This is a genomic window from Microbacterium aurantiacum, assembly GCF_040532595.1.
In the GTDB taxonomy this organism is placed as follows: Bacteria; Actinomycetota; Actinomycetes; order Actinomycetales; family Microbacteriaceae; genus Microbacterium; species Microbacterium chocolatum_B.
In genome coordinates this window covers 1,491,666-1,516,333 of sequence record NZ_JBEVYX010000001.1, presented here as the reverse complement: position 1 = coordinate 1,516,333, position 24,668 = coordinate 1,491,666, and the positions used below count along the sequence as shown (strand labels likewise).

At 70.4% G+C, this 24,668-nt stretch carries 26 protein-coding genes; 17 read left to right on the top strand and 9 right to left on the bottom strand.

The annotated features are described in order from the left end of the window. Positions 1–99: 99 nt before the first annotated feature. From ABXJ56_RS07220 to pucL, 4 genes are all read left to right on the top strand, one after another. Positions 100–702: a helix-turn-helix domain-containing protein gene (locus ABXJ56_RS07220; protein WP_353999018.1), complete on the top strand. Its 603-nt coding sequence runs from the start codon at positions 100–102 to the stop codon at positions 700–702. Positions 703–763: 61 nt separating this feature from the next. Beyond that, positions 764–1,261: a 2-oxo-4-hydroxy-4-carboxy-5-ureidoimidazoline decarboxylase gene (uraD, locus tag ABXJ56_RS07215; protein WP_353999017.1), complete on the top strand. Its 498-nt coding sequence runs from the start codon at positions 764–766 to the stop codon at positions 1,259–1,261. Next, positions 1,258–1,590, top strand: a complete 333-nt coding sequence (gene uraH, locus ABXJ56_RS07210) for a hydroxyisourate hydrolase (protein ID WP_353999016.1) — start codon at positions 1,258–1,260, stop codon at positions 1,588–1,590. The genes uraD and uraH overlap by 4 nt, the downstream gene beginning before the upstream one ends. Before the next feature lies 1 nt (position 1,591). Then, on the top strand, positions 1,592–2,509 hold the full coding sequence (pucL, locus tag ABXJ56_RS07205) for a factor-independent urate hydroxylase (protein ID WP_353999015.1): 918 nt from the start codon (positions 1,592–1,594) through the stop codon (positions 2,507–2,509). Positions 2,510–2,557: 48 nt separating this feature from the next. Here the strand turns inward: pucL and ABXJ56_RS07200 are convergent, their stop codons facing one another. Together ABXJ56_RS07200 and ABXJ56_RS07195 are read right to left on the bottom strand one after the other, a co-directional pair. Then, positions 2,558–3,361: a MerR family transcriptional regulator gene (locus ABXJ56_RS07200; protein WP_353999014.1), complete on the bottom strand. Its 804-nt coding sequence runs from the start codon at positions 3,359–3,361 to the stop codon at positions 2,558–2,560. Positions 3,362–3,420: 59 nt separating this feature from the next. Then, entirely contained in the window at positions 3,421–3,939 is a 519-nt protein-coding gene (locus tag ABXJ56_RS07195; protein ID WP_353999013.1) for an adenine phosphoribosyltransferase, read from the bottom strand. A gap of 85 nt (positions 3,940–4,024) precedes the next feature. On the opposite strand from ABXJ56_RS07195, the gene ABXJ56_RS07190 reads away from it, so the two are divergent. Genes ABXJ56_RS07190 through ABXJ56_RS07180 form a run of 3 tightly spaced genes read left to right on the top strand, consistent with a single transcriptional unit; the run spans position 4,025 to position 8,023 of the window. Beyond that, positions 4,025–5,710, top strand: a complete 1,686-nt coding sequence (locus ABXJ56_RS07190; protein WP_353999012.1) for a glycoside hydrolase family 13 protein — start codon at positions 4,025–4,027, stop codon at positions 5,708–5,710. Between the two features lie 50 nt (positions 5,711–5,760). Further along, the gene (locus ABXJ56_RS07185) at positions 5,761–6,789 is read left to right on the top strand and encodes a LacI family DNA-binding transcriptional regulator (protein WP_353999011.1); all 1,029 of its coding nucleotides are present in this window, start codon (positions 5,761–5,763) and stop codon (positions 6,787–6,789) included. A 10-nt stretch (positions 6,790–6,799) separates the two neighbouring features. Further along, complete coding sequence (locus tag ABXJ56_RS07180; RefSeq protein ID WP_353999010.1) at positions 6,800–8,023, top strand: amidohydrolase; 1,224 nt, start codon at positions 6,800–6,802, stop codon at positions 8,021–8,023. Here the strand turns inward: ABXJ56_RS07180 and ABXJ56_RS07175 are convergent. Continuing rightward, a complete protein-coding gene (locus ABXJ56_RS07175) occupies positions 7,962–9,107 on the bottom strand; it encodes a VanZ family protein (RefSeq protein ID WP_353999009.1) in 1,146 nt (381 codons plus the stop codon). The genes ABXJ56_RS07180 and ABXJ56_RS07175 overlap by 62 nt on opposite strands. A 54-nt stretch (positions 9,108–9,161) precedes the next feature. On the opposite strand from ABXJ56_RS07175, the gene ABXJ56_RS07170 reads away from it, so the two are divergent. Genes ABXJ56_RS07170 through ABXJ56_RS07160 form a run of 3 tightly spaced genes read left to right on the top strand, consistent with a single transcriptional unit; the run spans position 9,162 to position 12,323 of the window. Continuing rightward, positions 9,162–10,445 carry a SufS family cysteine desulfurase gene (locus tag ABXJ56_RS07170; protein ID WP_353999008.1) on the top strand — a complete coding sequence of 428 codons (1,284 nt, stop codon included), beginning with the start codon at positions 9,162–9,164 and terminating at the stop codon, positions 10,443–10,445. Further along, positions 10,442–10,912, top strand: coding sequence for a Fe-S cluster assembly sulfur transfer protein SufU (sufU, locus tag ABXJ56_RS07165; protein ID WP_353999007.1), 471 nt, complete (start codon positions 10,442–10,444; stop codon positions 10,910–10,912). Before ABXJ56_RS07170 ends, sufU begins: the two co-directional genes overlap by 4 nt. Positions 10,913–10,937: 25 nt before the next feature. Further along, entirely contained in the window at positions 10,938–12,323 is a 1,386-nt protein-coding gene (locus ABXJ56_RS07160) for a TrkH family potassium uptake protein (RefSeq protein ID WP_353999006.1), read from the top strand. A 4-nt stretch (positions 12,324–12,327) separates the two neighbouring features. Here the strand turns inward: ABXJ56_RS07160 and ABXJ56_RS07155 are convergent, their stop codons facing one another. From ABXJ56_RS07155 to ABXJ56_RS07145, 3 genes are read right to left on the bottom strand one after another with little or no spacing between them, the layout of a single operon-like run. After that, positions 12,328–13,308, bottom strand: a complete 981-nt coding sequence (locus ABXJ56_RS07155) for an SRPBCC family protein (RefSeq protein WP_353999005.1) — start codon at positions 13,306–13,308, stop codon at positions 12,328–12,330. Position 13,309: 1 nt separating this feature from the next. Further along, on the bottom strand, positions 13,310–13,672 hold the full coding sequence (locus tag ABXJ56_RS07150; RefSeq protein ID WP_353999004.1) for an ArsR/SmtB family transcription factor: 363 nt from the start codon (positions 13,670–13,672) through the stop codon (positions 13,310–13,312). A gap of 56 nt (positions 13,673–13,728) precedes the next feature. Beyond that, positions 13,729–14,640 carry a DUF808 domain-containing protein gene (locus tag ABXJ56_RS07145; RefSeq protein WP_353999003.1) on the bottom strand — a complete coding sequence of 304 codons (912 nt, stop codon included), beginning with the start codon at positions 14,638–14,640 and terminating at the stop codon, positions 13,729–13,731. A 193-nt stretch (positions 14,641–14,833) separates the two neighbouring features. Here ABXJ56_RS07145 and purL point away from each other — a divergent pair, with 193 nt between their 5' ends. The 4 genes from purL (at position 14,834) to ABXJ56_RS07125 (ending at position 18,959) form a co-directional block, all read left to right on the top strand. Next, entirely contained in the window at positions 14,834–17,164 is a 2,331-nt protein-coding gene (gene purL / locus ABXJ56_RS07140) for a phosphoribosylformylglycinamidine synthase subunit PurL (protein WP_353999002.1), read from the top strand. A 9-nt stretch (positions 17,165–17,173) separates the two neighbouring features. Further along, positions 17,174–17,311: a hypothetical protein gene (locus ABXJ56_RS07135; protein ID WP_353999001.1), complete on the top strand. Its 138-nt coding sequence runs from the start codon at positions 17,174–17,176 to the stop codon at positions 17,309–17,311. A gap of 81 nt (positions 17,312–17,392) precedes the next feature. Then, on the top strand, positions 17,393–18,196 hold the full coding sequence (locus ABXJ56_RS07130; protein ID WP_353999000.1) for a hypothetical protein: 804 nt from the start codon (positions 17,393–17,395) through the stop codon (positions 18,194–18,196). Positions 18,197–18,203: 7 nt separating this feature from the next. Beyond that, on the top strand, positions 18,204–18,959 hold the full coding sequence (locus ABXJ56_RS07125) for a hypothetical protein (RefSeq protein WP_353998999.1): 756 nt from the start codon (positions 18,204–18,206) through the stop codon (positions 18,957–18,959). Positions 18,960–19,043: 84 nt separating this feature from the next. Here the strand turns inward: ABXJ56_RS07125 and ABXJ56_RS07120 are convergent, their stop codons facing one another. From ABXJ56_RS07120 to ABXJ56_RS07110, 3 genes are all read right to left on the bottom strand, one after another. After that, positions 19,044–19,955, bottom strand: a complete 912-nt coding sequence (locus ABXJ56_RS07120) for a glycine betaine ABC transporter substrate-binding protein (protein WP_353998998.1) — start codon at positions 19,953–19,955, stop codon at positions 19,044–19,046. A gap of 65 nt (positions 19,956–20,020) precedes the next feature. After that, positions 20,021–20,992, bottom strand: coding sequence for an ABC transporter permease (locus ABXJ56_RS07115; protein WP_353998997.1), 972 nt, complete (start codon positions 20,990–20,992; stop codon positions 20,021–20,023). Continuing rightward, positions 20,992–22,290, bottom strand: coding sequence for a quaternary amine ABC transporter ATP-binding protein (locus ABXJ56_RS07110; RefSeq protein ID WP_353998996.1), 1,299 nt, complete (start codon positions 22,288–22,290; stop codon positions 20,992–20,994). Before ABXJ56_RS07110 ends, ABXJ56_RS07115 begins: the two co-directional genes overlap by 1 nt. Positions 22,291–22,640: 350 nt before the next feature. Between ABXJ56_RS07110 and ABXJ56_RS07105 the strand changes: the two genes are divergently transcribed. Genes ABXJ56_RS07105 through ABXJ56_RS07095 form a run of 3 tightly spaced genes read left to right on the top strand, consistent with a single transcriptional unit; the run spans position 22,641 to position 24,660 of the window. Further along, entirely contained in the window at positions 22,641–23,033 is a 393-nt protein-coding gene (locus tag ABXJ56_RS07105) for a GntR family transcriptional regulator (protein ID WP_353998995.1), read from the top strand. Next, entirely contained in the window at positions 23,030–23,932 is a 903-nt protein-coding gene (locus ABXJ56_RS07100) for an ABC transporter ATP-binding protein (RefSeq protein WP_353998994.1), read from the top strand. The genes ABXJ56_RS07105 and ABXJ56_RS07100 overlap by 4 nt, the downstream gene beginning before the upstream one ends. Then, positions 23,929–24,660, top strand: a complete 732-nt coding sequence (locus ABXJ56_RS07095) for a hypothetical protein (RefSeq protein ID WP_353998993.1) — start codon at positions 23,929–23,931, stop codon at positions 24,658–24,660. Before ABXJ56_RS07100 ends, ABXJ56_RS07095 begins: the two co-directional genes overlap by 4 nt. The last annotated feature ends 8 nt before the right edge of the window (positions 24,661–24,668 follow it).

The following is a 24,668-nucleotide window of genomic DNA, read 5'->3' as shown; positions in this document are numbered from 1 at the left end:
GTGAAGTTATTGCTTCACAACTTGCGAATGGTTTCCCGCGTGTAACAGCTGTGTGAAGTCGGGGCTTCACTTGACCCTCCCCATGGATAGGATGCGGGCATGCCCGACGCCGTGGTGACACCCCGCGACGCCGATGTCGGCGCCCGCATCCGGGAGCTCCGGGAGCAGCAGGGCATGCCGGCCCGAGCGCTCGCGACGGCGCTCGGCATCTCCCCGAGCGCCGTCTCGCAGATCGAACGGGGGAAGCTCCAGCCGAGCGTGTCCCGGCTGATCGCGATCACCGATGCGCTGGGCGTCCCCCTCGCCTCGGTCTTCGACGCCCAGGCGGATGTCGTCGCCGAGATCGAGTCCACCATCGGCGGATTCGCGCTGCAGCGGGCGGAGCACGCCTCGAGCGTGCGCCTCGAGAGCGGTGTGCTCTTCCGGCGCCTGTCGCCCGGGCGCACCCCCGGGGTCGACTACTTCGAGTCGGTCTACCCGCCGGGCGCCAGCGCCCATGCGGAGAAGGATCTGTTCCGCCACGACGGCTACGAGGTGGGGACGATGATCTCGGGCGAGCTGACGATCGACTTCGACGACGAGCGTGTCGTCCTGCGCGCCGGCGACGCGATCAGCTTCCCGTGTTCCCGCCCGCACCGCATCCACAACACCGGCGACGTCGACGCGGTCGCCCAGTGGCTCATCGTGCACGCCGACCGGTGACCCGCGCGCCGCATCCGACCGCGTAATGCGACCGAAACGCGACGGGGCCTAACGTCGGGGCATGCTCCTGCACGACTTCAACGCGGCGGATGCCGAGACCGCGGCGTCCGCCGTCGCGGTGTGGGCGGCGATCCCCCGGTGGGTGGACGACGTCGTCGCCGGGCGTCCCTACCCCTCGGTCGATGCCCTCGCCGACCGCGCGGCGGCCCTCGCGGCGACGTGGACGCGCGACGACCTCGACATCGCCCTCGCGCACCATCCCCGGATCGGGGAACGCGCCACCGGCGACGGGGCCGAGGCGGCGGCATCCGCCCGCGAGCAGTCGAGCATGCGCACCGCCGGAAGCGACGTGGCAGCCGCGATCGCCGCGGGGAACGCGGCGTACGAGCAGCGCTTCGGACGCGTGTTCCTCATCCGCGCCGCGGGCCGCTCGCCGGAAGAGATGCGCGCGGAGCTCGAGCGCCGCCTCGCGGGCGACGACGACGCCGAAGCGCGGGAGGCCCTGACACAGCTCGCCGAGATCGCCATCCTGCGCCTGCGGGGGATGATCGACGCATGAGCCACCTCACCACCCACGTCCTCGACGCCGCGACCGGCCGCCCCGCCACGGGCGTCGGCATCACCCTCGCCCGCCTCGCCGATTCCGGTGAGGTCACGCCGATCTCCGAGGGCGTCACGGATGCCGACGGGCGCCTCGCGCTCGGCCCCGACCGGCTCGACGACGGCGCGCACACGCTGACCTTCGCCACCGGCGCCTACTTCGCCGCGCGCGAGGTCGAGACGTTCTACCCCGCGGCGATCGTCACCTTCACCGTCGCAGGCGACGGGCACCTGCACGTGCCGCTGCTGTTGAGCCCGTTCGCCTATTCCACCTACCGAGGGAGCTGACATGACCGATGTGACCGTGAGCCTCGGCGCCAACAAGTACGGCAAGGCCGAGAACCGGGTCGTGCGCATCTACCGCGACACGCCCCGCCACGAGATCGTCGACCTGAACGTCACCTCGCAGCTGCGCGGCCAGGCGTTCTCGGATTCGTTCCTCACCGGCGACAACTCCCTGATCGTCGCCACCGACACCCAGAAGAACACCGCGTTCGCGTTCGCGAAGGAGGTCGGCATCCCCTCGCCGGAGGAGTATCTGCTGGCCCTCGGGAACCACTTCGTCAGCGAGTTCGACTGGGTCGAGGGCGGACTGTGGCAGGCCGAGCAGTACGAGTGGGAGCGCATCACCGCCGGCGGACGCCCTCACGATCACTCCTTCGTCCGGCGCGGGCAGGCCACACGCCTGGCCGCGGTGCAGAAGGCCGACGGCGCCACGCACGTCATCGGCGGCATCCGCGACCTGACGGTGCTGAAGTCCAGCGGCTCGGCGTTCACCGGGTTCCCGCGCGACAGGTACACGACCCTCGCCGAGACCGACGACCGCATCATGGCGACCTCGGTCACCGGGCGCTGGCGCTTCCTCCCCGAGGCGGTCACCGCCGGCATCGACTACAACGCCCTCTACGCCGAGGTCGTCGACGTCCTGCTCGATGTGTTCGCCTCCGTGCATTCACTCGCGCTCCAGCAGACCCTCTTCGCGATGGGGAAGGCGGTCATCGAGGCGCGCCCGGAGATCGCCGAGGTGCGCTTCGCGATGCCGAACAAGCACCACTTCGTCTACGACCTCTCCCCGTTCGGCCTCGACAACCCCAACGAGGTCTTCTACGCCGCCGACCGCCCCTACGGCCTCATCGAGGGCACGGTCACCCGCGATGGCGCCGCCCCCGCACCCGAGGCGTGGCTCGACATCCCGCAGTTCGTCTGAACGGCGGTCGGGCGCGGGGCCGGCGTGCCTGTCGGTACGCCGGTCGGCTCAGCGCACCGGCTGCTGCAGGTCGACCTCCCACGCCGCTCCCGGCGAGTCCATCGGCGTCGACAGGTACACCTCGCGCGCCGTCCCCGCGGCGGTGAGCCCTCGCGCCTCGCTCTCCGTCACGAGCTCCTGCCACGCCTGCTGGATGCCGGAGAGGTCGGCACCCCGGTACCGCGTCGTCAGTGCCCGCGGCGCGGCGGCGACGGTCACCGCTTCCAGCCCGGCCGGGGTCGGGGTCTCTCCGATCTGCTCCGCGGCCGCGGCGATCATCCCGTCGCCCTCGACCGTGTAGGTCGCCACTCCCGGCCCGACGCGCGCGGCGCCCGCGGCGTCCAGCGCCGCGCCGACGCGCTGGAACATCGGTCCGATCTCGTCCTCGATCTCGGCCATCTCCGTGACCCGGGCCGACAGCTGCACCAGGTGCAGCTCGGGCAGGGCGGTCTCGACGAATTCCGACATGGGGTTCTCCTTCTCGATACTCCGGAGCCTCGCCTCGACCGAGCGCAGCCGATCCCGGTCCGCGTCGATCTGCGCGTGCAGCGCGTCCCGACGCGTGCGCAGCAGCTGCGTCAGCGCCGCAGCATCCAGCCCGTCGTCCAGCAGCACGCCCACCTGCTCGAGCGTGAACCCGAGGTCCTTCAGGGCGACGAGCTGGTTGGCGCGTTCGAGCTGGGCTGCGGCGTACCGCCGATAGCCGCTGTGCGGATCGACCCGTTCCGGGCGCAGCAGGCCGAGCTGGTCGTAATGACGCAGCATGCGCACCGATACGCCGGCCAGCCGGGCGAACTCTCCGATACTCAACATGGTGATCCCAGGAAAGAGCCTGACACCGTGTGAGGGTCAAGAACACCCTCGCGGGCGCCTCAGACGGTGAAGACCGCGTGCACGTCGCCGGTGGCGGCGCGGCCGCCGAGCGCGGCGATCTCCAGGAGCACCGCCGATCCGACGACCTCGCCGCCGAGGGAGCGGACGATCTGGTGGCCGGCCACGAGCGTCCCGCCGGTGGCGAGCACGTCGTCCACGAGCAGCACGCGCGCGCCCTCCGGCAGGTCGTCGTGCGCCTCGATCGTCGCGGTGGCGTACTCGAGGGCGTAGGAGACGGATGCCGCGGGCCGGGGCAGCTTCCCGGCTTTGCGGATGGGCACGAGACCGACCTCCGCGCGCGTCGCGATGGCGCCGGCGAGGAGGAATCCGCGCGCCTCTATTCCGGCGACCACGTCGAAGCGCCCGGCGAAGGGAGCGATGAGGGCGTCGATCACCTCGCCGAGGGCCGCGGCATCCACGAGGAGCGGGGTGATGTCGCGGAAGACGATGCCCGGCTCGGGATAGTCGGGGATGGAGCGGATCAGCGATTCGGCACGGGCGAGGGGGGCGGCATCCACCCGCCCACCGTAGCCCGAGGTGATGCTGGGGAAGTCCTCAGCCCCGTGCCTCACGGGATGTAAGCGCTTGCAGTACCCTGGGCGAATGACTTCCCCCCAGTCCGCCGTCCTCACCGAGACCGCCGCCTCGCGCCCCGGCGCCGAGTGGTGGCGCACCGCTGTCATCTACCAGATCTACCCCCGCTCGTTCGCCGACAGCTCCGGCGACGGCATCGGCGACCTCCGCGGCGTCACCGCCCACCTCGCCGACCTGGAAGACCTCGGCATCGACGCGATCTGGCTGAGCCCGTTCCAGCGCTCGCCCCAGAAGGACGCCGGCTACGACGTCGCCGACTACTGCGACGTCGACCCCCTCTTCGGCACCCTCGACGACTTCGACGCGATGCTCGCCGAAGCCCACGCCCGCGACATCCGGATCATCGTCGACCTCGTGCCCAACCACTCCTCCGACCAGCACGAGTGGTTCCAGCAGGCCCTCGCCGCCGCGCCCGGCAGCCGCGAGCGCGCGCGCTACATGTTCCGCGACGGCCGCGGGGAAAGCGGCGAGCTGCCCCCGAACAACTGGGACTCCGTCTTCGGCGGCCCCGCGTGGACGCGCGTCACCGAGGCCGACGGCACGCCCGGCCAGTGGTACCTGCACCTGTTCGACACCTCGCAGCCCGACTTCGACTGGACCAACGAGGAGGTGCGCGAGGAGTTTCGCCGCATCCTCCGCTTCTGGCTCGACCGCGGAGTCGACGGCTTCCGCGTCGACGTCGCGCACGGCCTCATCAAGGCCGACGGCCTCCCCGACTACACCCCCTCCCCCGAGGGCGGCTCGATGGGCGGCGACGAGGCGAACGTGCCCTACTGGGGTCAGGACGGCGTGCACGAGGTCTACCGCGACTGGCACGTCCTCCTCGCCGAGTACGACGGCGACCGGGCGCTCTGCGCCGAGGCATGGCTGCCCACCCCCGAGCGCACCGCCGAGTGGGTCCGCCCCGACGAGATGCACCAGGCGTTCAACTTCGCCTACCTCGAGACCGGGTGGGATGCCACGGCCCTCCGCGCCGTCGTCGACCGCTCCATCGCGGCCTACTCCGCCGTCGGCGCCCCGAGCACGTGGGTGCTGTCGAACCACGACGTCGTCCGTCACGCCTCTCGTCTCGCGCTGAGCGCCGAGAACCCGCAGGGCCACGGCATCGGACCGGACTCCCCCGGCCAGCCGATCCCCGAGGTGGGCCTGGCCCGCGCTCGCGCGGCGACCACGGTGATGCTCGCCCTTCCGGGCTCGGCGTACCTCTACCAGGGCGAGGAGCTCGGCCTCCCCGAGGTCATCGACATCCCCGGCGAGGCGCGTCAGGACCCGACGTGGTTCCGCACGAACGGCGAGCGCTACGGCCGCGACGGCTGCCGCGTGCCGATCCCGTGGACCTCCGACGGCGCCGCGTACGGCTTCAGCCCGTCGGGCGAGAGCTGGCTGCCGCAGCCCGCCGAGTGGGCGACGCTCGCTCGCGACGTGCAGACGACGGATGCCGACTCCACGCTGTCGCTCTACCGGACGCTGATCGCCGAGCGCGCGGCCTACGGCCTCGGGGCGAACGACCTCGAGTGGGTCGACGGCCTCGGCGGCGCGGACGTCCTCGCCTTCCGGACCGGCGACCTCACCGTCGTCGCCAACACCGGGGGCACCGACATCCCGCTGCCGGCGGGACGCGTGGTCGTGGCCTCGGGTCCGCTCGGCGACGGCACGCTCCCCGGCGACACGGCGGTGTGGCTGACGCAGGACTGATCGGGCCCAGGACGCAGCGGGGGGCGCGAGCCCCGGAAGAAGGTGACGACGTGGTCAGCATCGATGAGGTCGCCCGGCTCGCCGGGGTCTCCACCGCGACGGTCTCGCGCGCGCTGAGCGGGCGCGGGAACGTGTCCCTCCCGACCCGAGGGCGCGTGGAGGACGCGGCGAAGAGCCTCGGCTACGTGGTCTCGGCCTCCGCCTCGAGCCTCGCTTCCGGTCGCACGCGCAACATCGGCGTGCTCGTGCCCTACCTCGACCGGTGGTTCTTCAGCACGGTGCTGTCGGGGATCGCCTCGGCGCTCATGCGCCGCGGCTACGACATCACGCTGTACAGCCTCACCGACGACCGCGCCGAGCGACGCGACATCTTCGACACGTTCCTGCGCCGGCAGCGGGTCGACGGGGTGATCGCCATCTCCATCGAGCTGGGCGAGGAGGAGACCGAGCACCTCCGCGAACTCGACCTCCCCGTCATCGCGATCGGCGGTCCGAGCTCGCGCCTTCCCACCCTCACCGTCGACGACGTGGCCGTCGCGCGGCTCGCGACCGAGCACCTGCTCGCGCTCGGTCACCGCGAGATCGCCCACATCGGCGCGAACCCGCAGTTCGACATCGACTTCCACATCCCCACCCGGCGACGTCAAGGCTTCGAGCTGGCGCTGGCGGATGCCGGGATCCCCGCCTCTCCGCACCTCTACGAACCCGCCGACTTCACGATCGAGGGCGGGTTCCGCGCCGCCAAGCAGCTCCTCGGGCGCCCGGGGAACCGGCCCACGGCGGTCTTCGCCGCGTCCGACGAGATGGCGATCGGGGCCATCCTCGCCGCGCGCGAACTCGGGTACCGCGTGCCCGAGGACCTGTCGATCAGCGGCATCGACGGCCACGAGCTGGGCGAGTTCTTCCGCCTCACCACGGTCGACCAGTTCCCCCGCGCGCAGGGCGAACGTGCCGTCGCGGCGCTCCTGGAGGACATCGACGACCCCACGGCTCCGACCCCTCAGCACGAGCCGGGGGCCCTGCCGTTCGAGCTGATCGTCCGCGGCTCCACCGCCCGCCCCGCGGAGTCCCGCGGATAGGCTCGAGGTCATGACGATCGACCTCGAAGCGCTGTACACCGACCTGCACCGGCATCCGGAACTGTCCTTCCAGGAAACCCGCACCGCGGGAGTCGTCACCACTCTTCTCGCCGAGCTCGGCATCGAGCACGAGGAGGGCATCGGCCGCACCGGCATCGCCGCGATCATCCGCAACGGCGAGGGCCCGGTCGTGTGGCTCCGCGCCGACATGGACGGCCTGCCCGTCGAGGAGCGGACGGGCCTCGCGTACGCCAGCACGGCACGCGGTGTCGACCCCGCCGGGCTCGACGTCCCCGTCATGCACGCGTGCGGACACGACATGCACGTCGCGTCCCTCATCGGCGCGCTCGAGCGCCTCTCGGCGACGAAGGACGAGTGGTCCGGCACGATCGTCGCCGTCTTCCAGCCCGCCGAGGAGTACGGCGCGGGGTCGCAGGCGATGATCGCCGACGGCGTCCTGGACCGGTACCCCCGCCCCGACATCGTGCTCGGCCAGCACGTGACGCCGCTCCCCGCCGGAACGATCGGCGTGCGCAGCGGCACCCAGATGGCCGCATCCGACGGGCTCACCGTCACCCTCCTCGGTCGCGGCGGGCACGGCTCGCGCCCGCACTCCACGATCGACCCCGTCGTCATGGCGGCCGCGACCGTCATGCGCCTCCAGACGGTCGTGTCGCGCGAGGTGGACCCGCGCGACGTCGCCGTCGTCACCGTCGGCTCGATCCACGCGGGGCTGAAGAACAACATCATCCCCGCCGAGGCGAAGCTCGAGCTGAGCCTCCGCTACCCCGACGACGAGGCGCGCGCGAAGGTCATGCAGAAGGTCGAGCGCATCGTCCGTGCCGAGGCGCAGGCCTCCGGTGCCGAGCAGGAGCCGGTGATCGCGATCGATCACTCCCTCCCGCCGACGATCAACGACGACGAGGCGACCGCGCGGCTCTCCCGTGCGTTCGAGAACGCCTTCGGGGCCGGCACCGTCATCGACCCGGGCATGTTCACCGGCAGCGAGGACGTGTCGTGGTTCGCGCGCGAGGCTGGGGTGCCCCTCGTCTTCTGGTTCTGGGGCGGGGTCGATCCGGCCGCGTACCGCGCGGCGTCCGAGGCCGGCACGATCGAACGCGACATCCCGACCAACCACTCGCCGTTCTTCGCCCCGGTGCTCCAGCCGACGCTCAGTCGGGGCGTCGAGAACCTCGTCGTCGCGGCGCGGGAGTTCCTGGGCGCGCGGGACTGACGCGTCCCGCGTCGACCTCGTCGTCACCGTTCGCATCCTCCCGGGCGTCCTCGAGCCGCATGCCGCTCACGATGCCGGGGAGTCCGCGTCCTCGAGCGGTGGTGAACAGCAGCACGGCGCTCGCGAGGGCGAACACGGATGCGGCCAGCTGTCCCCACCCGGGGAGGTAGCCGAGGAGCACCCACCCGCTGACGCCGCCGGCCCAGCGGAGCAGGCGAGAGAGCGGGGTGGGGAGCGGCCCGCCCCGATAGCGCAGCTGCACGGCGAGGTCGCCGACGGAGCGGCCGGTGACGAGGATCAGCACCAGCCAGACCGCGGCGGGCACGACGCTGGAGACGGCATCCGCGATCTCTCCGTCCAGCACCGCCTGCCGGTCGCCGACGACGAACTGCAGCCACAGCTGGGTCGCGGTGCCCACGGCGATGACGCTCATCGTGATGCCGAGGACGTCGCACAGCATCGCGATGACGCGGCGACCGCGCGTCACCGGGCGCGGCCGGTCGGCATCCGGAGCCTGCGCCATGCCGCGGTGACGGCGCGGGACGACGAGCGACAGGATCGAGCCGACGACCGCGCCGGTGGTGTTGGTGAGCATGTCATCGACGTCGAACACGCGGTACGCGCAGGGATAGAGTCCCCACACGCCCGTGAGCTGGGTGGTCTCGATGAAGGCGGAGAGGCCGAAGCCCACGAGGAGCGCCGTGAGGATGCCGCGACCGCCGAGGACGCGCAGGAAGAACCCGAGCGGGACGAACAGCAGGACGTTCAGCAGCAGCTGCAGCGTCAGCGGGTCCAGCCACGGGTTGTCCGAGCGTCCGACGGCGGTGCGGACGTCGTCGACGAGGGCGAGGGGGTCGAGGTTCGTCCCGACGCAGCGGATCGCGTCCGGATCGGGCAGCGGGAGCAGGGTGTAGGTCCAGATCGCGAGGAAGTACACCAGGGCCGCCGCCCACAGGAGGGAACGACCGAGGCTGAGACCCCCGCGGCGTCGGTAGCTGATCGCGACGAAGGGGACGAACAGCACCACGCCGACGAGGGTGCCGAGCACGATCGCGATGATGCCGAGGGTGATCTGATCGTCCATGGAGCCAGCTTCTCAGCTCACCCGCGACGACGCGGGGAAGCGTAGCCTGGGAGGATGACTTCCCCCGCGTCCGTGCTCGATCTCGCCGCCATCCGCGCGGATTTCCCGATCCTCGACGAGACGCTCAACGGCCAGCCGCTGATCTACCTCGACTCCGGCGCGACCGCCCAGAAGCCGCGGGCGGTGCTGGACGCCGAGATCGACTTCCTCACCCGCAGCAACTCCGCCGTGCACCGCGGGGCGCACACGCTCGCCGCCGAGGCCACCGAGCTCTTCGAGGAGGCCCGGGCGACCGTCGCCGGCTTCGTCGGGTCCGCGCCCGACGACCTCGTCTGGACCAGCGGCGCGACCGCGGCGATCAACCTCGTCGCCTACGCGATCGGCAACGCGACCGCGGGGCGCGGCGCCCCGGCGAGCGCCCGGTTCGCCCTCGCGCCGGGTGACGAGATCGTCGTCACAGAGGCCGAGCATCACGCCAACCTCATCCCGTGGCAGGAGCTCGCCGTGCGCACCGGCGCGGTCATCCGCGCGATCCGCGTGCACGACGACGCCACCCTCGACCTCGCGCACGCGGCATCCGTCATCTCCGAGCGCACGCGCGTCGTGGCGTTCACGCACGTCTCGAACGTGTCGGGCATCGTCTCCCCCGTCGCCGAGCTCGTCGCGCTCGCCCGCGAGGTCGGTGCGCTCACCGTGCTCGACGCGTGTCAGTCGGCGCCCCACCTGCCGGTGGACTTCCCCGCCCTCGGGGTCGACCTCGCCGCCTTCTCGGGCCACAAGCTGCTCGGTCCCTACGGGATCGGCGCCCTCTACGGGCGCAGCCAGATCCTCGAGGCGCTCCCGCCGTTCCTCACCGGAGGGTCGATGATCACCGACGTCACGATCGACTCGGCCGAGTACATGCCCGCGCCGCTGAAGTTCGAAGCCGGCACGCAGCCGGTCTCGCAGGCGGTCGGGCTCGCCGCGGCCGTGCGCTACCTCGAGGGGCTCGACATGCGCGCCGTGCACGCGCGCGAGCAGGATCTCGGGAACCGGATGATCGCGGGCCTCCGGGAGATCCCGGGTGTCCGCGTGCTGGGCGACGCCGACGGCGTCGAGCGCGTGGGGCTGGCGTCCTTCGACGTCACCGGCGTCCACGCGCACGACGTGGGGCAGTTCCTCGACGCCCGCGGCATCGCCGTCCGCGTCGGGCACCACTGCGCCAAGCCCCTGCACCGCCGACTCGGACTGACCGCCTCGGTGCGGGCATCCGCCTCGGTCTTCACCACGGACGACGACATCACGGCGCTGCTCGAGGGCGTTGCCGCGGTGCGCGACTACTTCGGAGCGGACGCATGAACGGCCTCGAATCCCTCTACCAGGAGCTCATCCTCGACCACTCCAAGCGCCCGCACGGCAAGGAGCTGGCGGAGGAGACCGGACGCACCGCGACGTCGCTCCAGCGGAACCCGGTCTGCGGTGACGAGATCACGCTGCGCGTCCGCGTGAGCGACGACGGCGAGCGCGTCCTCGACGTGACGTGGGAGGGCGCCGGCTGCTCGATCTCGCAGGCCTCGGCATCCATGCTGTCCGCACTCGTCGACGAGCTCGGCGAGGAGGCCGACGGCGACGGGATGCCGCGCGCCGACGTCGACGCCCGCATCGAGGGGTTCCGGACCGCCCTCCGCTCGCGCGGCACCGTGCCCCTCGACGAGGAGACCTTCGCCGACGCCGCCGCTCTGTCGGGGGTGTCGAAGTTCACCGCGCGCGTGAAGTGCGCGATGCTCGCGTGGGTCGCGCTCGAGGACGCCCTCGAGCGCGCCTGATCGTCCTCCGGGGTACGCTCCGTCCATGCCCGGCCCGCCCGCACTGGTCGCCCTGACCCGATGGCAGCGGCTGACCCATGCGGTCGGCGACCTGGTCCGCCGCTCTCCGGCACGGGCCTCCGTGCTGGTCTTCGTCGCGGCCGCCGTGGTGTTCTCGGTGCTTCTGAAGCTGCCCATCGCCTCGGCATCCGGACAGGCTCTGCCGTGGAAGGATGCCGTGTTCACGGCGGTCTCGGCCATCACGGTGACCGGGCTCACCACGGTCGACACCGCGACGGCGTGGTCGCCCTTCGGCTTGATCACGATCCTGGTGGCGATCCAGGTCGGGGGTCTCGGGATCGTCACGCTGGCGCTGCTCCTCTCCCGCGCGGTGACGCGGCAGCTGGGGCTCGGGAGCAAAGTCTTCGCGCAGCAGAACATCGGGTCTCCGGAGCTCGGCGAGGTCCGGTCGCTCCTGCGCACGGTCGTCATGACGACACTGACGATCCAGGGTGTGCTGCTGCTGATCCTGACCCCCGCGTTCGTCGTCGAGGAGGGGTGGGGTCGGGGCCTGTGGCACGGACTGTTCTACTCGGTCTCCGCCTTCAACAACGCCGGGTTCGTCGTCCACGAGGGTGGCCTCGCGGTGTTCGACGGGAATCTCTGGATCCTGGTGCCGATCATGGTGGGGGTCTTCGTGGGGAGCTTCGGCTTCCCGGTGTTCCTCACGCTCATCAACGCGCGCTGGAACCGGTCGCGCTGGACGCTCCACACGAAGCTGACCCTCTTCACCACGACCCTGCTGCTTCTCGTCGGCGCGATCGCGTGGACGGCGTTCGAGTGGAGCAACACCGCCACCATCGGCGACATGTCGCCGGCGGAGAAGATCTTCCACGGGCTGTTCGCCTCGACGATGATGCGCTCGGGCGGATTCGCGATCACCGACACCGCCGCCTCCACCTCGACGACACTGCTCGCGAGCGACGCGCTCATGTTCGTCGGGGGCGGCTCGGCCTCGACGGCCGGCGGCATCAAGGTGACCACGCTCGCGGTCCTGTTCCTCGCGATCGTCGCCGAGGCCCGCGGAACGAAAGACCTCACCGCGGGCGCGCGGACGATCCCCGCCGGACTCCTTCGCGTCGCGATCAGCGTCGCATTCCTCGGCGCAACGCTCGTCCTCGGGGCGACAGCACTGATCACCCTCGTCAGCGACGCACCGCTCGACCGCATCCTGTTCGAGGTGATCTCCGCCTTCGCGACCTGCGGACTGTCGGTCGGGCTCTCCGCCGAGCTCGACGGGTTCGGGGCAGGGGTGCTGTCGGTCCTGATGCTCGCCGGTCGCATCGGCCCCATCGGTCTCGCCGCAGCCCTCGCCGTGCGCCAGCGGAGGGTGCTGTACACGATGCCGTCCGAACGCCCCATCGTCGGCTGACGGGTCAGACCGTGAGCACCTCGCGTTCGAGGCGGGCGTACGAGGACTCCATGCCGTCGGCCATGCCGGTGGCGAGCACCATGTCGCGCGTCTCGCGGTCCGGGTACTCGATGAGCACCGTCACGAGCGTCGCGCCGTCCTCCTCGTAGAGGGTGAGGTCGTTGAGGGTCGGCGGGTAGTCGGTGCCGGTCATGTGCTCGGTCGTCACTGCCCGGCGCGGCGGCTCGGAGACGAGCGTCTCGCCGTCGAATCCGAACCTCTCGCCCTCCGTGCCCTCGAGGGGCTCCCACTCATAGCGGTAGCGCCCGCCGGGGGTCGGGTCGAGCTCGCACACCGACATCCGCCAGCCGTCGGGGCCCAGCATCCACTTCCGAGTGAGCTCTGCCTCGGTGTGCGCGCGCCACACCAGGTCGATCGGCCCCTCGATGAGGCGGGTGATGCGCACGTGGGTGTCGTCGAGGAGCTCGACCTGCGTGCCCTTCCCCTGCGCGAAGGCGCGGAGCCCTGCGAGCACGAGATCCAGCTGGTTGATGGCGAGACGCGAGCCCTCCACGGCGCCGAACTCCACGATCTGCTCGAGCGACTCCAGCGAGTCGAAGTGGGTGATGTTGGTGAGCGTCGACCCGCCGTCGGTGGACGCGAAATGGAACTCCACGCGCATCGTCGGGGTGCCTTCCAGCACCTCGCCGTCGCCGTTGAGGAACGAGTCCAGCACGTCGAACCGGTGCGGGGCGTCGATGGTGAGGAACTCCCAGCCGCCGCGCGACACCTCTCCCTGCGGGCTCGTCATCTGGTACTCGGCGCGCCCCCCGACGCTGAGGTCGAAGGTGGTGAAGGTCGCGGGCCATCCGGGCGGGCCCCAGAAGCGGTCGAGCTGGCGAGGATCGGTGAACGCCGCCCACAGCCGCTCGACGGGCGCGGCGAACTCCGCGGTCAGCGTCATCGTGAGGGCGTCGGGATCGGTGGTGATGTCGGTGACGGGCATGTCACTCTCCTTCGGTCGGTTCTTCGTCGGATGCCGCGGCCAGCAGCGCATCGAGTCGATCGATGCGCGCGCGCCACAGCGCTTCGTAGCGGTCCAGCAGGGCTCGCGCGCGGGCGATCATCGCCGGATCGGCGCGCACGAGCCGTTCGCGCCCCTCCGCCCGCTTGATGACCAGGCCCGCCGCTTCGAGAACGGCGACGTGCTTCTGCACCGCCGCGAACGACATCTCGTACTCGCGCGCGAGCGCGGAGACGGAGCACTCGTCCGCGATCGTCCGCCGCAGGATGTCGCGGCGCGTGGCCGCGGCCAGCGCCTGGAACACGCGGTCGATCTCGGCATCGGTCAGCTCACTTTGTACAACCATTTGGTTGCACGTTACGCCCGCGGAGGCGAGGCGTCAAGAGGTTCTCGACCGTGTGGTCACTCCGAGGGAGGAGCCGCGTGCCCTGCGCCCGCCTTCCGCGACGAGGGGAGGAGGCGCTTCACCCCCATGACCACGCCGACGATGAGGAGACCGGCGAGGAGCCCGACCACAGCCGACACGGCGGTGTCGACCACCCACACGACGACCGGGCCCGCGGCCTCGAACAGGTGCGTGATCGCGTGGAGCAGGTCGTACGGGCCGTGCCATACGGTCTCGGCGAGGTTGACGATGACGAGGTGACCGCCCACCCAGAGCATCGCGACGGTTCCGATCACACTGATCACCCGGAAGACCGCGGGCATGGACGCGACGACGCGAGCGCCGGTGCGACGGACGCGGCGCGACGGACTCTTCATGAACCGCAGACCGATGTCGTCGATCTTGACCAGAAGGGCGACGGCGCCGTACACGAGTGCCGTCATGCCGAGCCCGATGACCGAGAGGGCCGCCAGCGTCATGCCGAGCCCGAAATCCGGGTCGAGGTTCGACAGGGCGATCAGCATGATCTCGGTGCTCAGGATGAGATCGGTGCGGATCGCACCGAAGACCAGCTTCTTCTCGTCCCGCGGCTCGTCGTCCTCGCTCTCGTGATGCGCGCCGAACCACTCCAGCACCTTCTCGGCACCCTCGTAGCAGAGGAAGCCTCCGCCGATGAGCAGGAGGTAGGGCAGCACCCACGGCGCGAAAGCCGTCAGCAGCAGCGCGATCGGAATGATGATGACGAACTTGTTGACGAGGCTTCCGAGCGCGATCTTCCACACGACCGGCAGCTCCCGCGCCGGGGTGATGCCCTGGACGTACTGCGGCGTCACGGCCGCGTCGTCGATCACGACGCCCGCCGTCTTCGCGCTCGCCTTCAGCGCCGCGGTGAGGATGTCGTCGACGACGGCGAGCAGGCCTACGGACATGCGTTCTCCTTCGTGCACGGACAGCCGGCCGGACCCGGCCGCCGGAGGCACCCGCCCTCACGCTAGTGGCTCGTCGCCGGGGTGTCGCGCACCGTCTGCGCTGCCTGTGGGGCGGACGGCTGCTCGCAACGCGCGTCGGGGCACAACTAGACTGATCGGCGTCCGGCGCCCGCGATTCCTGGAGCTCAGCCGCATGACCACCCTCACCCCCTCGACGCCCGCGCGCCCCGCCGCCGATACCGTCGACAATGCCGCTGCGACGCCCGAGAAGGAGCAGCCCTACGGCGCTCTCGGACTGAAGCCCGACGAGTACGACCGCATCCGCGAGATCCTCGGCCGCCGCCCCACCTCGGGCGAGCTGGCGATGTACTCCGTCATGTGGAGCGAGCACTGCTCCTACAAGTCCAGCAAGATCTACCTGCGCCAGTTCGGCCAGAAGGTCTCGGACGAGATGAAAGAACGGCTCATGGTGGGCATGGGCCAGAACGCCGGCGTCGTCGACATCGGCGAGGGCTGGGCGGTCACCTTCAAGGTCGAGTCCCACAACCACCCGAGCTACATCGAGCCGTTCCAGGGCGCCGCGACCGGTGTCGGCGGCATCGTCCGCGACATCATCTCGATGGGCGCCCGCCCCGTCGCGGTGATGGACCAGCTCCGCTTCGGCGCGATCGACGACCCCGACACGGCGCGCGTCGTGCACGGCGTCACCAGCGGCATCTCGTTCTACGGCAACTGCCTGGGACTGCCCAACATCGGCGGCGAGACCGTGTTCGACTCGGTCTACCAGGGCAACCCCCTCGTCAACGCCCTCGCGGTGGGTGTCCTCCGCCACGAGGACCTGAAGCTCGCCAACGCCTCCGGCGCCGGCAACCAGGTCGTCCTCTTCGGCGCGCGCACCGGCGGCGACGGCATCGGCGGGGCCTCGATCCTCGCCTCCGACACGTTCTCCGAGGGCGGACCCACCAAGCGTCCCGCCGTGCAGGTGGGCGACCCCTTCGCCGAGAAGGTGCTCATCGAGTGCTGCCTCGAGCTGTACCGCGACGACCTCGTCGAAGCGATCCAGGACCTCGGCGCGGCCGGGATCTCGTGCGCGACGAGCGAGCTGGCCGCGAACGGCGGCAGCGGCATGCGCGTCGACCTCGAGAAGGTCCTGCTGCGCGACCCCTCGCTCACTCCCGAGGAGATCCTCATGAGCGAGAGCCAGGAGCGCATGATGGCGATCGTCGCCCCCGAGAAGCTCGATGCGTTCCTCGAGGTCGTCGGGAAGTGGGATGTCGAGACGAGCGTCCTCGGCGAGGTGACCGGCGACGGACGCCTGGAGATCTACTGGCACGGCGAGAAGATCGTCGACGTCGACCCCGGCACCGTCGCGGTGGACGGCCCCGTGTACGAGCGCCCCGTCGCCTATCCGACGTGGATCGACGCGCTCCGCGAAGACTCGGCATCCGCTCTCCAGCGTCCGAGCGACCCCGCCGAGCTCCGCGACCAGTTCCTGCGTCTCGTGGCGAGCCCGAACCTCGCCGACACGTCGTGGATCACCAACCAGTACGACTACTACGTGCTCGGCAACACCGCGCTGAGCTTCCCGGACGACGCGGGCATGATCCGCGTCGACGAGGAGTCCGGCCTCGGCTTCGCCATCGCCACCGACTGCAACGGCCGCTACTGCCAGCTCGACCCCTATCAGGGCGCGCAGCTGGCCCTCGCCGAGGCGTACCGGAACGTCGCCGTCACCGGCGCCGTCCCGACCGCGGTCACCGACTGCCTGAACTTCGGCTCCCCGGAGAACCCCGAGGTCATGTGGCAGTTCTCCCGCGCGGTCGAGGGCCTCGCCGACGCATGCCTCGAGATCGGCATCCCGGTCACGGGCGGGAACGTCAGCTTCTACAACCAGACCGGTGACACCCCGATCTTCCCCACCCCGGTCGTCGGCGTCCTCGGCATCATCGACGACGTCGCGCGCCGCATCCCGTCGGGCTGGCAGGATGCCGGCGAGAACATCTATCTGCTCGGGGTGACCTCCACCGAGCTGAGCGGTTCGCAGTGGGCCGCCACGATCCACGACCACCTCGGCGGACGCCCGCCGGCGGTCGACCTGGGCGCTGAGAAGCGGCTCGCCGAGCTCGTGCACGCCGCATCCCTCCAGGGTCTGATCTCCAGCGCCCACGACCTCTCCGGCGGCGGACTCGGTCAGGCCCTCGCCGAGGCCGTCATGCGCTTCGGCGTCGGCGCCCGCGTGTGGCTCGACGAGATCATCGAGCGCGACGGTGTGGATGCCGCCACGGCACTGTTCTCGGAGTCGACGGGCCGCGTGATCGTGAGCGTCCCCCGCGAGGACGACGTGAAGTTCCGGGGCCTGTGCGAGGGCCGCGGCTACCCGGTGCTCCGCATCGGCGTCACGGATGTGGCAGAGACGGCCGAGCTTGAGGTCCAGGGGCAGTTCACCGTCCCGGTCGCCGAGCTCCGGGCGCTCTCCGGTGCCACCCTGCCCGCGGCGTTCGGCGCCGTCGTCGCCGAGTCCTAAACTGTGGCCATGGCTCAGGACGACGACGAATACGCGGGCTTCGCCGACACCCGGCAGAAGCGGATCAAGGTCGTGGCGTGGGTCGCGATCGTCTCGCTCCTCCTCGTCGGCGGCGGGGCGACGGTCTTCGCGTTGCTGTTCGGCTGAGCCGGAGCCGGCTGAGCCCGGCGGCTGAGCGCTCACCCCGAGTCCCCGGCGGCTTCCGTCCGACGCGACTAGCATGTCACCGTGGAGCCGGTCCTGTTCTTCCTCGGCAGCTGGTGGTGGATCGCTCCGACGGCCGCGGGCCTCGGTGCGGTCGGCTACGGCGCCGTCGCGATGCCGCGCCGACGCGCGCGGCGTCTCGAACTCGACGCCGCCCGCCACGACCAGTACCGCGCGTACCAGGCACTCCAGGCGGCCCGCGCCGACGTGCGTGCGGCCCGGGCGGACGCACTGAGCGCCAAGGCCGCCCGCGGCGGCATCCCCTTCGCCCCCACCCCGCCCGAGGAGCGCCGCGCGATCCAGGCCGCCAAGGCCGCCGAGCGCGCCGCGGCCATGCACCTGCGCGCGAGCCGAGACCGGGTCAAGGCGGTGCAGGTGCGCTTCGCGCAGAGCGGGCGGAGCGCACCGCTTCCGCTGGAGCAGCTCCTCGCCCGCCACGACGCGATCGCGGCGCGGTGGCTCGTCTACGAGACGGATGCCGGCGCCGCGCTGTCGTTCCCCCAGATGCTCGATGCGCGGCATCCGTCGACGCACGCGTTCCTGCGCGCGCAGCACGAGGCGCAGCGCCTGCGCCCCGCGAACGCGCGCGCCAAGATGACCGCGGCGCAGTTCGTGGAGTACCGCGATGCCGTCGGCGCGATGGAGGCCGCGTTCGACGTCGCCGAGCGCGACGCGCAGGACACCGCGCGGCGCGGCGTCGCCGGTCTCCGCTGGACAAGCCCGCCGCCCGCGGTCACGCCGCCGACCTCCGCGACGTCGCCGACCCGCAGGACCGACTCGCCCGCCTGGCCCGTGCCGTCGCGCCGCGCGCCCACCGAGGACCGTTGAGGAGATCGTGGAACCCCTTTTCGACTTCCTCGGGAACTACTGGTGGCTGGCCTTCCCCCTGTTCGGTCTCGGCGCTGGCGCATGGAACTCCCTGCAGGCGGCGTCGCGTCGCCGCCATAAGCAGAAGCTCGAGCTCATCCGCGCCCGGGCCGAGCTGCGCGCCGCCGAGACGGGTGTGATCCTCCCGCCGCCCCCGGCCAAGCCGGAGAAGAAGAAGCAGAAGTCCGAGGATTCGGCCGGCGAGAAGCGGCCGAGCACCCTCGAGCGACTGTTCTCGACGCACGACGACATCACCGCGCGGTGGCTCGACTACGAGCTGGATGTCGCGAAGATGATCGCGTACCCGGCGATGAGCGACGGGCGCCAGCCGCTGACGGCCGCGTTCCTGCGGGCGAAGCGCCGGGCCGACCATCTGCGTCCCGACGGGCTCGACGCCCGCATCAGTGCCGACGACCTCCGCGAGTACCGCGAGGCGGTGACGGACTTCGAGGTCGCCTTCGACCTCGCCGAGCGCGACGCCAAGCGCCTGCGGGATTCGGAGTTCACGGATGCCGAGCGCAAGCGCCTCGCCACCGCGCAGCGACTGCTGAACATCGCCGTGGATGAGGCGGCGACCCCCGCGGAGCGGCAGAGCGCCTACCGCCGCGTGCGCGAGGAGCTGGATGGCTTGATCGCGGTGTCGGACGAGGCCATGGAGACGCTGGAGAAGAAGGTCATGCGGGAACTGCCACGGGCGGACGACCCGAAGGCCGCCCGCCCGTGAGCTGACGAGAACAGGAGATCGGGCGAGAACAGGCTGATCCCGTGGGGATCGTCCTGTCTCGGGCTTATCGCCTGTGTCCCGCGATCAGTCCGCGATGAGCGTGCTGAACGCGTCGGGATTGGCCTCGATCCAGGCCTCGACGGCCTCGGCCTCCTGGCCCTGACCGTACTCGTTCACGACCATGTCCTCGAGCGAGGCGTACTGCGCGTCGTCCAGCTGGATGCCGGCGATCAGCTCCGCCGCCTCCGGGAAGCGCTCCGAGAAGTCGCTCGTTCCGAGGAAGTGCAGCGCCTCGGGCTCGCCCATCGCGCCCATCGGGTCTTCGAGGTCGCGCAGGTTGTACGCGTCGTTGGCCCAGAAGGGACGCCACGAGGTCACGACGATGTCGTCCTCGTCGGCGATCGCGTTCTCGAGTTCGGTGAGCATCGCCGCGGTCGAGGAGGTGAGGAGCGTGTACTCGTCGCCCAGCTCGTACGCGGGGATCATCGAGTCCTGCGTCACGCCGGTGAGACCGGCGCCGGGCTCGATGCCGACGATCTGGCCGCCGAACATGTCGGCGTTGCCCTTGAGGTCCTCGATCGAGGTGATGTCGACGTAGTCGGGGACGGCGATGGTCAGCACCGCGCCCTCGTAGTACGCGCCGATGTCCTCGATGCTGTCGCCGTACTCCTCCATGTAGGAGGCGTGGGTGACCTCGGGCCACGCCGACGGGTACATGTCGACGTCGCCCTGCGCGAGACCGGCGTAGAGCGGACCCGCCTCGGTCAGCTCCTGCATCTCGACGGTGTAGCCGAGCTTCTCGAGCTGGTTCTCGAGGAGGTACGCGGTGCTGAGGCCGTCGGTCCACGAGGGGAGGAACCCGAGGGTGATCGTGCCCATCTCCTCCGAGCCGGCGTCCCCGGTGCCGCCTTCTCCGCCGTTGCTCGAGCAGCCGGCGAGCGCGAGCGTCGCCGCCGCGCCGAGAGCGAGGATTCCTGTGAGCTTCCGATTTCGCATGGTGCTTCCCTTCATCTTCTTCATGTGTGATCGCATTCGTTCCGTATCGGTGTTCAGTTGTGGGTTCAGGACGGTCCGCCCAGGACGGCTGCGCGCCGCGGCGAGGCGACCTCGCGCTCGGCCTCGTCGGCGACCGGGGTCGGCGTGCCGCCGCCGGAGCCGCCCTTCGCGCCGCGCGCGCGCAGCATCGCCCGCAGCGACCGCGGGTAATCGGCGGGGTTGCCGAGCGAGGCCGTCACGCGGTCGAGGAAGACGGCGAGGATGACGACACCCAGGCCCGCCTCGACGCCGAGGGAGAGGTTCACGGTCGACACCGACTGCACGACGATCTTGCCGAGCCCGTCCGCGCCGACGATGCCCGCGAGCACCGCCATCGACAGGGCCAGCATGATCACCTGGTTGACGCCGGCCATGATGGTCGGCATCGCGAGGGGCAGCTGGATACCGCGCAGGATCTGTCCGGGCTTCGCACCGAACGCGTGCCCGGCTTCGACGGTCTCGGAGTCGACGCCGCGGATGCCGAGCTCGGTCAGGCGCACGCCCGGGGGCAACGCGAAGATGACCGTGGCGACGACGCCCGGGACGACGCCGATGCTGAAGAACGTGATCGCCGGGATCAGGTAGACGAACGCCGGCATCGTCTGCATGAAGTCGAGGACGGGCTTGAGGATCGCACGGACGGTGTCGTTGCGGGCCGACCAGATCCCGAGCGGGATGCCGATGAGCAGGGCGACGACCGTGGCGACGAGGACCAGCGAGAGGGTCTGCATCGCCGGCACCCAGAGGTTCATCGCGACGATCAGCGTGAAGGTGGCCGCGGTGCCGATCGCCATCTGCCACGAGCGGAAGAACCAGCCGAGCAGGGCGAAGACCACGATGGCGAGCGGCACCGGGACCGCGATCAGGAGGTCGGTCAGCCCGTCCACCAGGAAGCGGACGACGATCGTGATGATGTCGAACAGGCCGGAGAGGTTGTCGCGGAGCCAGTCGACCCCGGTGTCGATCCAGTCGCCGAGGGGAATGCGGAACCCATCCATCAGCGCACCCCCTCGCTCTCGCCGGCCGAGACTCCGTCGAGGGAGTCACCGAGGAGCGCGTCGATCTCGTTCGAGGGCATGGGGCGGGGAAGGATGGTGATCTCCGAGGTGTCGGTGGGTCCGGGACCGAGCGCGGCGAGCAGGGTGACGCGCGGGATGACGCCGACGAGGCGACCCTCGTCGTCGGTCACCGCGAGCGGCAGCTGGGATTCGACGGCGGGCACGAAGAGGTTGATCAGCACCTCGTCCTGCGCAACGCTCTGCGGCACGGGCTTCAGCACCGAGGTGAGCGCGTTCTCGCCACGCCGGACGAGCTTCACGGCGTCGCGATCGGTCACGATCCCGAGCAGGCGCCGGTCGCGGCCGACGACGTAGGCGGCCGAGGAGTAGGCGTCGCGCATCTGCCGGAGGGCCGTGCGCGGTCCGCCGCTGTCGCTGACGACGGGACGCGGGCGCTCCATGACGTTCGCCGCCGTGAGCACGCGGGCCCGGTCGACGTCCTGCACGAACTGCTCGACGTAGTCGTTGGCGGGATCGGTGAGGATGTCCTCCGGGGTGCCGATCTGCACGATGCGTCCGTCGCGCATGACCGCGATGCGGTCGCCGAGGAACATCGCCTCGTTGAGGTCGTGGGTGATGAAGACGATCGTCTTCTGCAGCTTCTGCTGCAGCGACAGCAGCTGCTCCTGCATCTCGCGTCGAATGAGGGGGTCGAGCGCGCTGAACGCCTCGTCCATGAGCAGGATGTCGGTGTCGGCGGCGAGGGCGCGGGCGATGCCGACGCGCTGCTGCATGCCGCCGGAAAGAGCCGAGGGGAGCTTGTCGCCCCACCCGTCGAGCCCGACCATCCCGAGGATCTCCTCCGCCTTCGCCAGCCGTTCCGCCTTTCCGACGCCGCGCAGCTCGAGCGAGTACGCGACGTTGTCGGCCACCGTGCGGTGGGGCAGCAGGGCAAAGTGCTGGAAGACCATCGACACGCGATCCCGACGGATCTCCCGCAGCTTGCTCGCCGGGATGTCGGTGATGGTCTCCCCCTGCACGGTGATCGTGCCGGCGGTGGCGTCGTGCAGGCCGTTGAGCATCCGGATGATGGTCGACTTCCCCGATCCGGACAGACCCATGATGACGAAGATCTCACCCGGCGCGACGGTGAAGCCGGCGTCGATGACCGCGGCGGTGCCGGCATCCGCGACATCCGTGCGGGTCTCCCCGGCCTTCAGGCGCTTCACGGCCTGCTTCGGGTTCTTCCCGAACACCTTGTAGAGGTTCTTCACCTCGATTGCATGAGCGACGGTCACTGGTCACACCTCGACGGCCCGTGAGCAGGCAGGGCCGCATCGGTCGCGCCCGGGTGGTGATCACCGGCGAAGGCGAGGCAGCGGGGTGCCCCAGCGACATCGCTACCGGTGGGGTACATCGGGTTCCCCACCCAGATCACCGACCGTACGACCCCGTCTCCTCACCCGATTCTCTCGGGGGACGGGGGCGCGGACTGGTCGTGTGGGCCGAAGCGGCCCGTCTTCGAGGCAATCAGAGATGGATGCCGCGCGCAAACCCGTCCGATGACGGGGGCCCTGTTGACACCCCGCTGCTTCTATGGTTAGTTAGTCAAGTAACGAACCACGTAAGCACCCGGATCGGAGGGCCCGTGAATGACGACGGGAAAGCCCTGTTCCTGCAGATCGCCGAGGCGATCGAGGAGCAGATCGTGGACGGGACATTGGGTGAAGAATCCCAGGTCCCCTCGACAAACGAGCTGGCCGCGTTCTACCGCATCAATCCCGCCACCGCGGGGAAAGGAGTCAACATGCTCGTCGACTCGGGCGTGCTCTACAAGCGACGCGGGGTGGGCATGTTCGTCGCCCCCGGAGCCCGTGACCGCGTCCTCTCGGACCGGCGCGAAGCGTTTGCAGATCGTTATCTCGAGCCGCTCCTGGCCGAGGCCGCACGCCTCGGCCTGAGCGCCGACACCCTCACCTCCCTCATCCGCGAGCGCGCGGAGCAGCACACTCCCCAGACCACGGAAGGATCCCCGAGATGACCGCCGTCATCGAGGTCAACGGCCTCACCAAGCGCTACCGCGACACCGTCGCGGTCGACGACATCAGCTTCGCCATCGAGAAGGACACGATCTACGGCCTCCTCGGCCGGAACGGCGCCGGCAAGACCACCGTCATGTCGATCCTCACCGCGCAGAACTTCGCCACCTCCGGCGACGTGCGGATCTTCGGCGAGCGCCCCTACGAGAACCCTCGCGTCCTGCAGCGGATGTGCTTCGTCCGCGAGAGCCAGAAGTACCCGGACGACGCCACCCCGCGCCACGCGTTCCGCATCGCCCGCCTGTTCTTCCCGAACTGGGACCAGAACCTCGCCGACCAGCTTGTCGAGGAGTTCCAGCTGCCGATGAAGAAGACGATCAAGAAGCTCTCCCGCGGGCAGCTCTCCGCCGTCGGTGTGATCATCGGTCTCTCCTCCCGCGCCGAGATCACCTTCTTCGACGAGCCCTACCTGGGCCTGGACGCCGTCGCCCGGCAGATCTTCTACGATCGCCTGCTCGCCGACTACGCCGAGCACCCCCGCACGATCATCCTCTCGAGCCACCTGATCGACGAGGTCTCCAACCTCATCGAGCGTGTCCTCGTCATCGACGGTGGGCGCATCATCATGGACGAGGAGACCGATGCCGTCCGTGGACGTGCCGCGACCATCGTCGGCGACAGCGCCACGGTCGAGGCGTTCGTCGCGGGGCGCGAGGTGCTCCACCGCGAGAGCCTCGGCCACGTCTCGAGCGTGACCGTCCTCGGCGCGCTCACCCGCGCCGATCGCACCCGGCTGGCCGACGCCGGCCTCGACGTCGCACCGGTCTCGCTGCAGCAGCTGATCGTACGCACCACCCAGCAGTCCACCGCCGCACGCCACGACGAAGGAGCACTCCGATGAGCGCCGTCACCGCTTCCTCGAGCCCCACCCGCAGCCCCCGCATCGTCAACGTCGTGCGGATGCAGCTGGTCAACCGCCAGACATACATCTGGATCCCGCTCATCGTGCTGTTCGGCACGCTGCTGATCACCCTCGCGATCTGGGGAGTGATCATCGGCAACGGCGGTTCGGGGAACCTCTTCGGCGGCGGAGCGCAGGCGCCGCTGTGGTACTTCGGCGTCGTCGGCGTCCAGGCGCTCACCCTCACCTTCCCGTTCTCTCAGGCGATGAGCGTCAGCCGACGGGAGTTCTTCTTCGGGACCCTGCTGACGGCCGCGATGACCGCGCTCATCCTGGCGATCGTGTTCGTCCTCGGCGCGTTCCTCGAGACGGTGACGAACGGCTGGGGGATGAACGGCTACTTCTTCGCGCTTCCCGGGATCTGGGATGCCGGAGCCGCCGTCGCGGGGCTGTTCTACTTCAGCCTCGCCATGCTCTTCTTCATCGTCGGCTTCACAGCGGCGACGATCTACAAGCGCTTCGGCGGCACCGTCCTGACGGTCGTCCTCGTGGGGCTCGGAGCCCTGCTGGTGCTGGCGATGTTCCTCATCGGCCGCCTGAACGCGTGGGGTCCCGTCTTCGAGTGGTTCGCTCAGCTGGGGATCCTCGGCGGAGCTTTCCTCGCCCTCGGGGTCGTGGCGGTGCTCTCGGCGACGGCCTACGGCATCCTCCGCCGGGCGACTCCCTGATCGGTCAC

Coding starts and splice junctions, on each gene's coding strand:
- ABXJ56_RS07220 (WP_353999018.1), top strand. CDS start 100: ATGCCCGACGCCGTGGTGACACCCCGCGACGCCGATGTCGGCGCCCGC.
- uraD (WP_353999017.1), top strand. CDS start 764: ATGCTCCTGCACGACTTCAACGCGGCGGATGCCGAGACCGCGGCGTCC.
- uraH (WP_353999016.1), top strand. CDS start 1,258: ATGAGCCACCTCACCACCCACGTCCTCGACGCCGCGACCGGCCGCCCC.
- pucL (WP_353999015.1), top strand. CDS start 1,592: ATGACCGATGTGACCGTGAGCCTCGGCGCCAACAAGTACGGCAAGGCC.
- ABXJ56_RS07200 (WP_353999014.1), bottom strand. CDS start 3,361: ATGTTGAGTATCGGAGAGTTCGCCCGGCTGGCCGGCGTATCGGTGCGC.
- ABXJ56_RS07190 (WP_353999012.1), top strand. CDS start 4,025: ATGACTTCCCCCCAGTCCGCCGTCCTCACCGAGACCGCCGCCTCGCGC.
- ABXJ56_RS07180 (WP_353999010.1), top strand. CDS start 6,800: ATGACGATCGACCTCGAAGCGCTGTACACCGACCTGCACCGGCATCCG.
- ABXJ56_RS07175 (WP_353999009.1), bottom strand. CDS start 9,107: ATGGACGATCAGATCACCCTCGGCATCATCGCGATCGTGCTCGGCACC.
- ABXJ56_RS07170 (WP_353999008.1), top strand. CDS start 9,162: ATGACTTCCCCCGCGTCCGTGCTCGATCTCGCCGCCATCCGCGCGGAT.
- sufU (WP_353999007.1), top strand. CDS start 10,442: ATGAACGGCCTCGAATCCCTCTACCAGGAGCTCATCCTCGACCACTCC.
- ABXJ56_RS07160 (WP_353999006.1), top strand. CDS start 10,938: ATGCCCGGCCCGCCCGCACTGGTCGCCCTGACCCGATGGCAGCGGCTG.
- ABXJ56_RS07155 (WP_353999005.1), bottom strand. CDS start 13,308: ATGCCCGTCACCGACATCACCACCGATCCCGACGCCCTCACGATGACG.
- ABXJ56_RS07150 (WP_353999004.1), bottom strand. CDS start 13,672: ATGGTTGTACAAAGTGAGCTGACCGATGCCGAGATCGACCGCGTGTTC.
- ABXJ56_RS07145 (WP_353999003.1), bottom strand. CDS start 14,640: ATGTCCGTAGGCCTGCTCGCCGTCGTCGACGACATCCTCACCGCGGCG.
- purL (WP_353999002.1), top strand. CDS start 14,834: ATGACCACCCTCACCCCCTCGACGCCCGCGCGCCCCGCCGCCGATACC.
- ABXJ56_RS07135 (WP_353999001.1), top strand. CDS start 17,174: ATGGCTCAGGACGACGACGAATACGCGGGCTTCGCCGACACCCGGCAG.
- ABXJ56_RS07120 (WP_353998998.1), bottom strand. CDS start 19,955: ATGCGAAATCGGAAGCTCACAGGAATCCTCGCTCTCGGCGCGGCGGCG.
- ABXJ56_RS07115 (WP_353998997.1), bottom strand. CDS start 20,992: ATGGATGGGTTCCGCATTCCCCTCGGCGACTGGATCGACACCGGGGTC.
- ABXJ56_RS07100 (WP_353998994.1), top strand. CDS start 23,030: ATGACCGCCGTCATCGAGGTCAACGGCCTCACCAAGCGCTACCGCGAC.
- ABXJ56_RS07095 (WP_353998993.1), top strand. CDS start 23,929: ATGAGCGCCGTCACCGCTTCCTCGAGCCCCACCCGCAGCCCCCGCATC.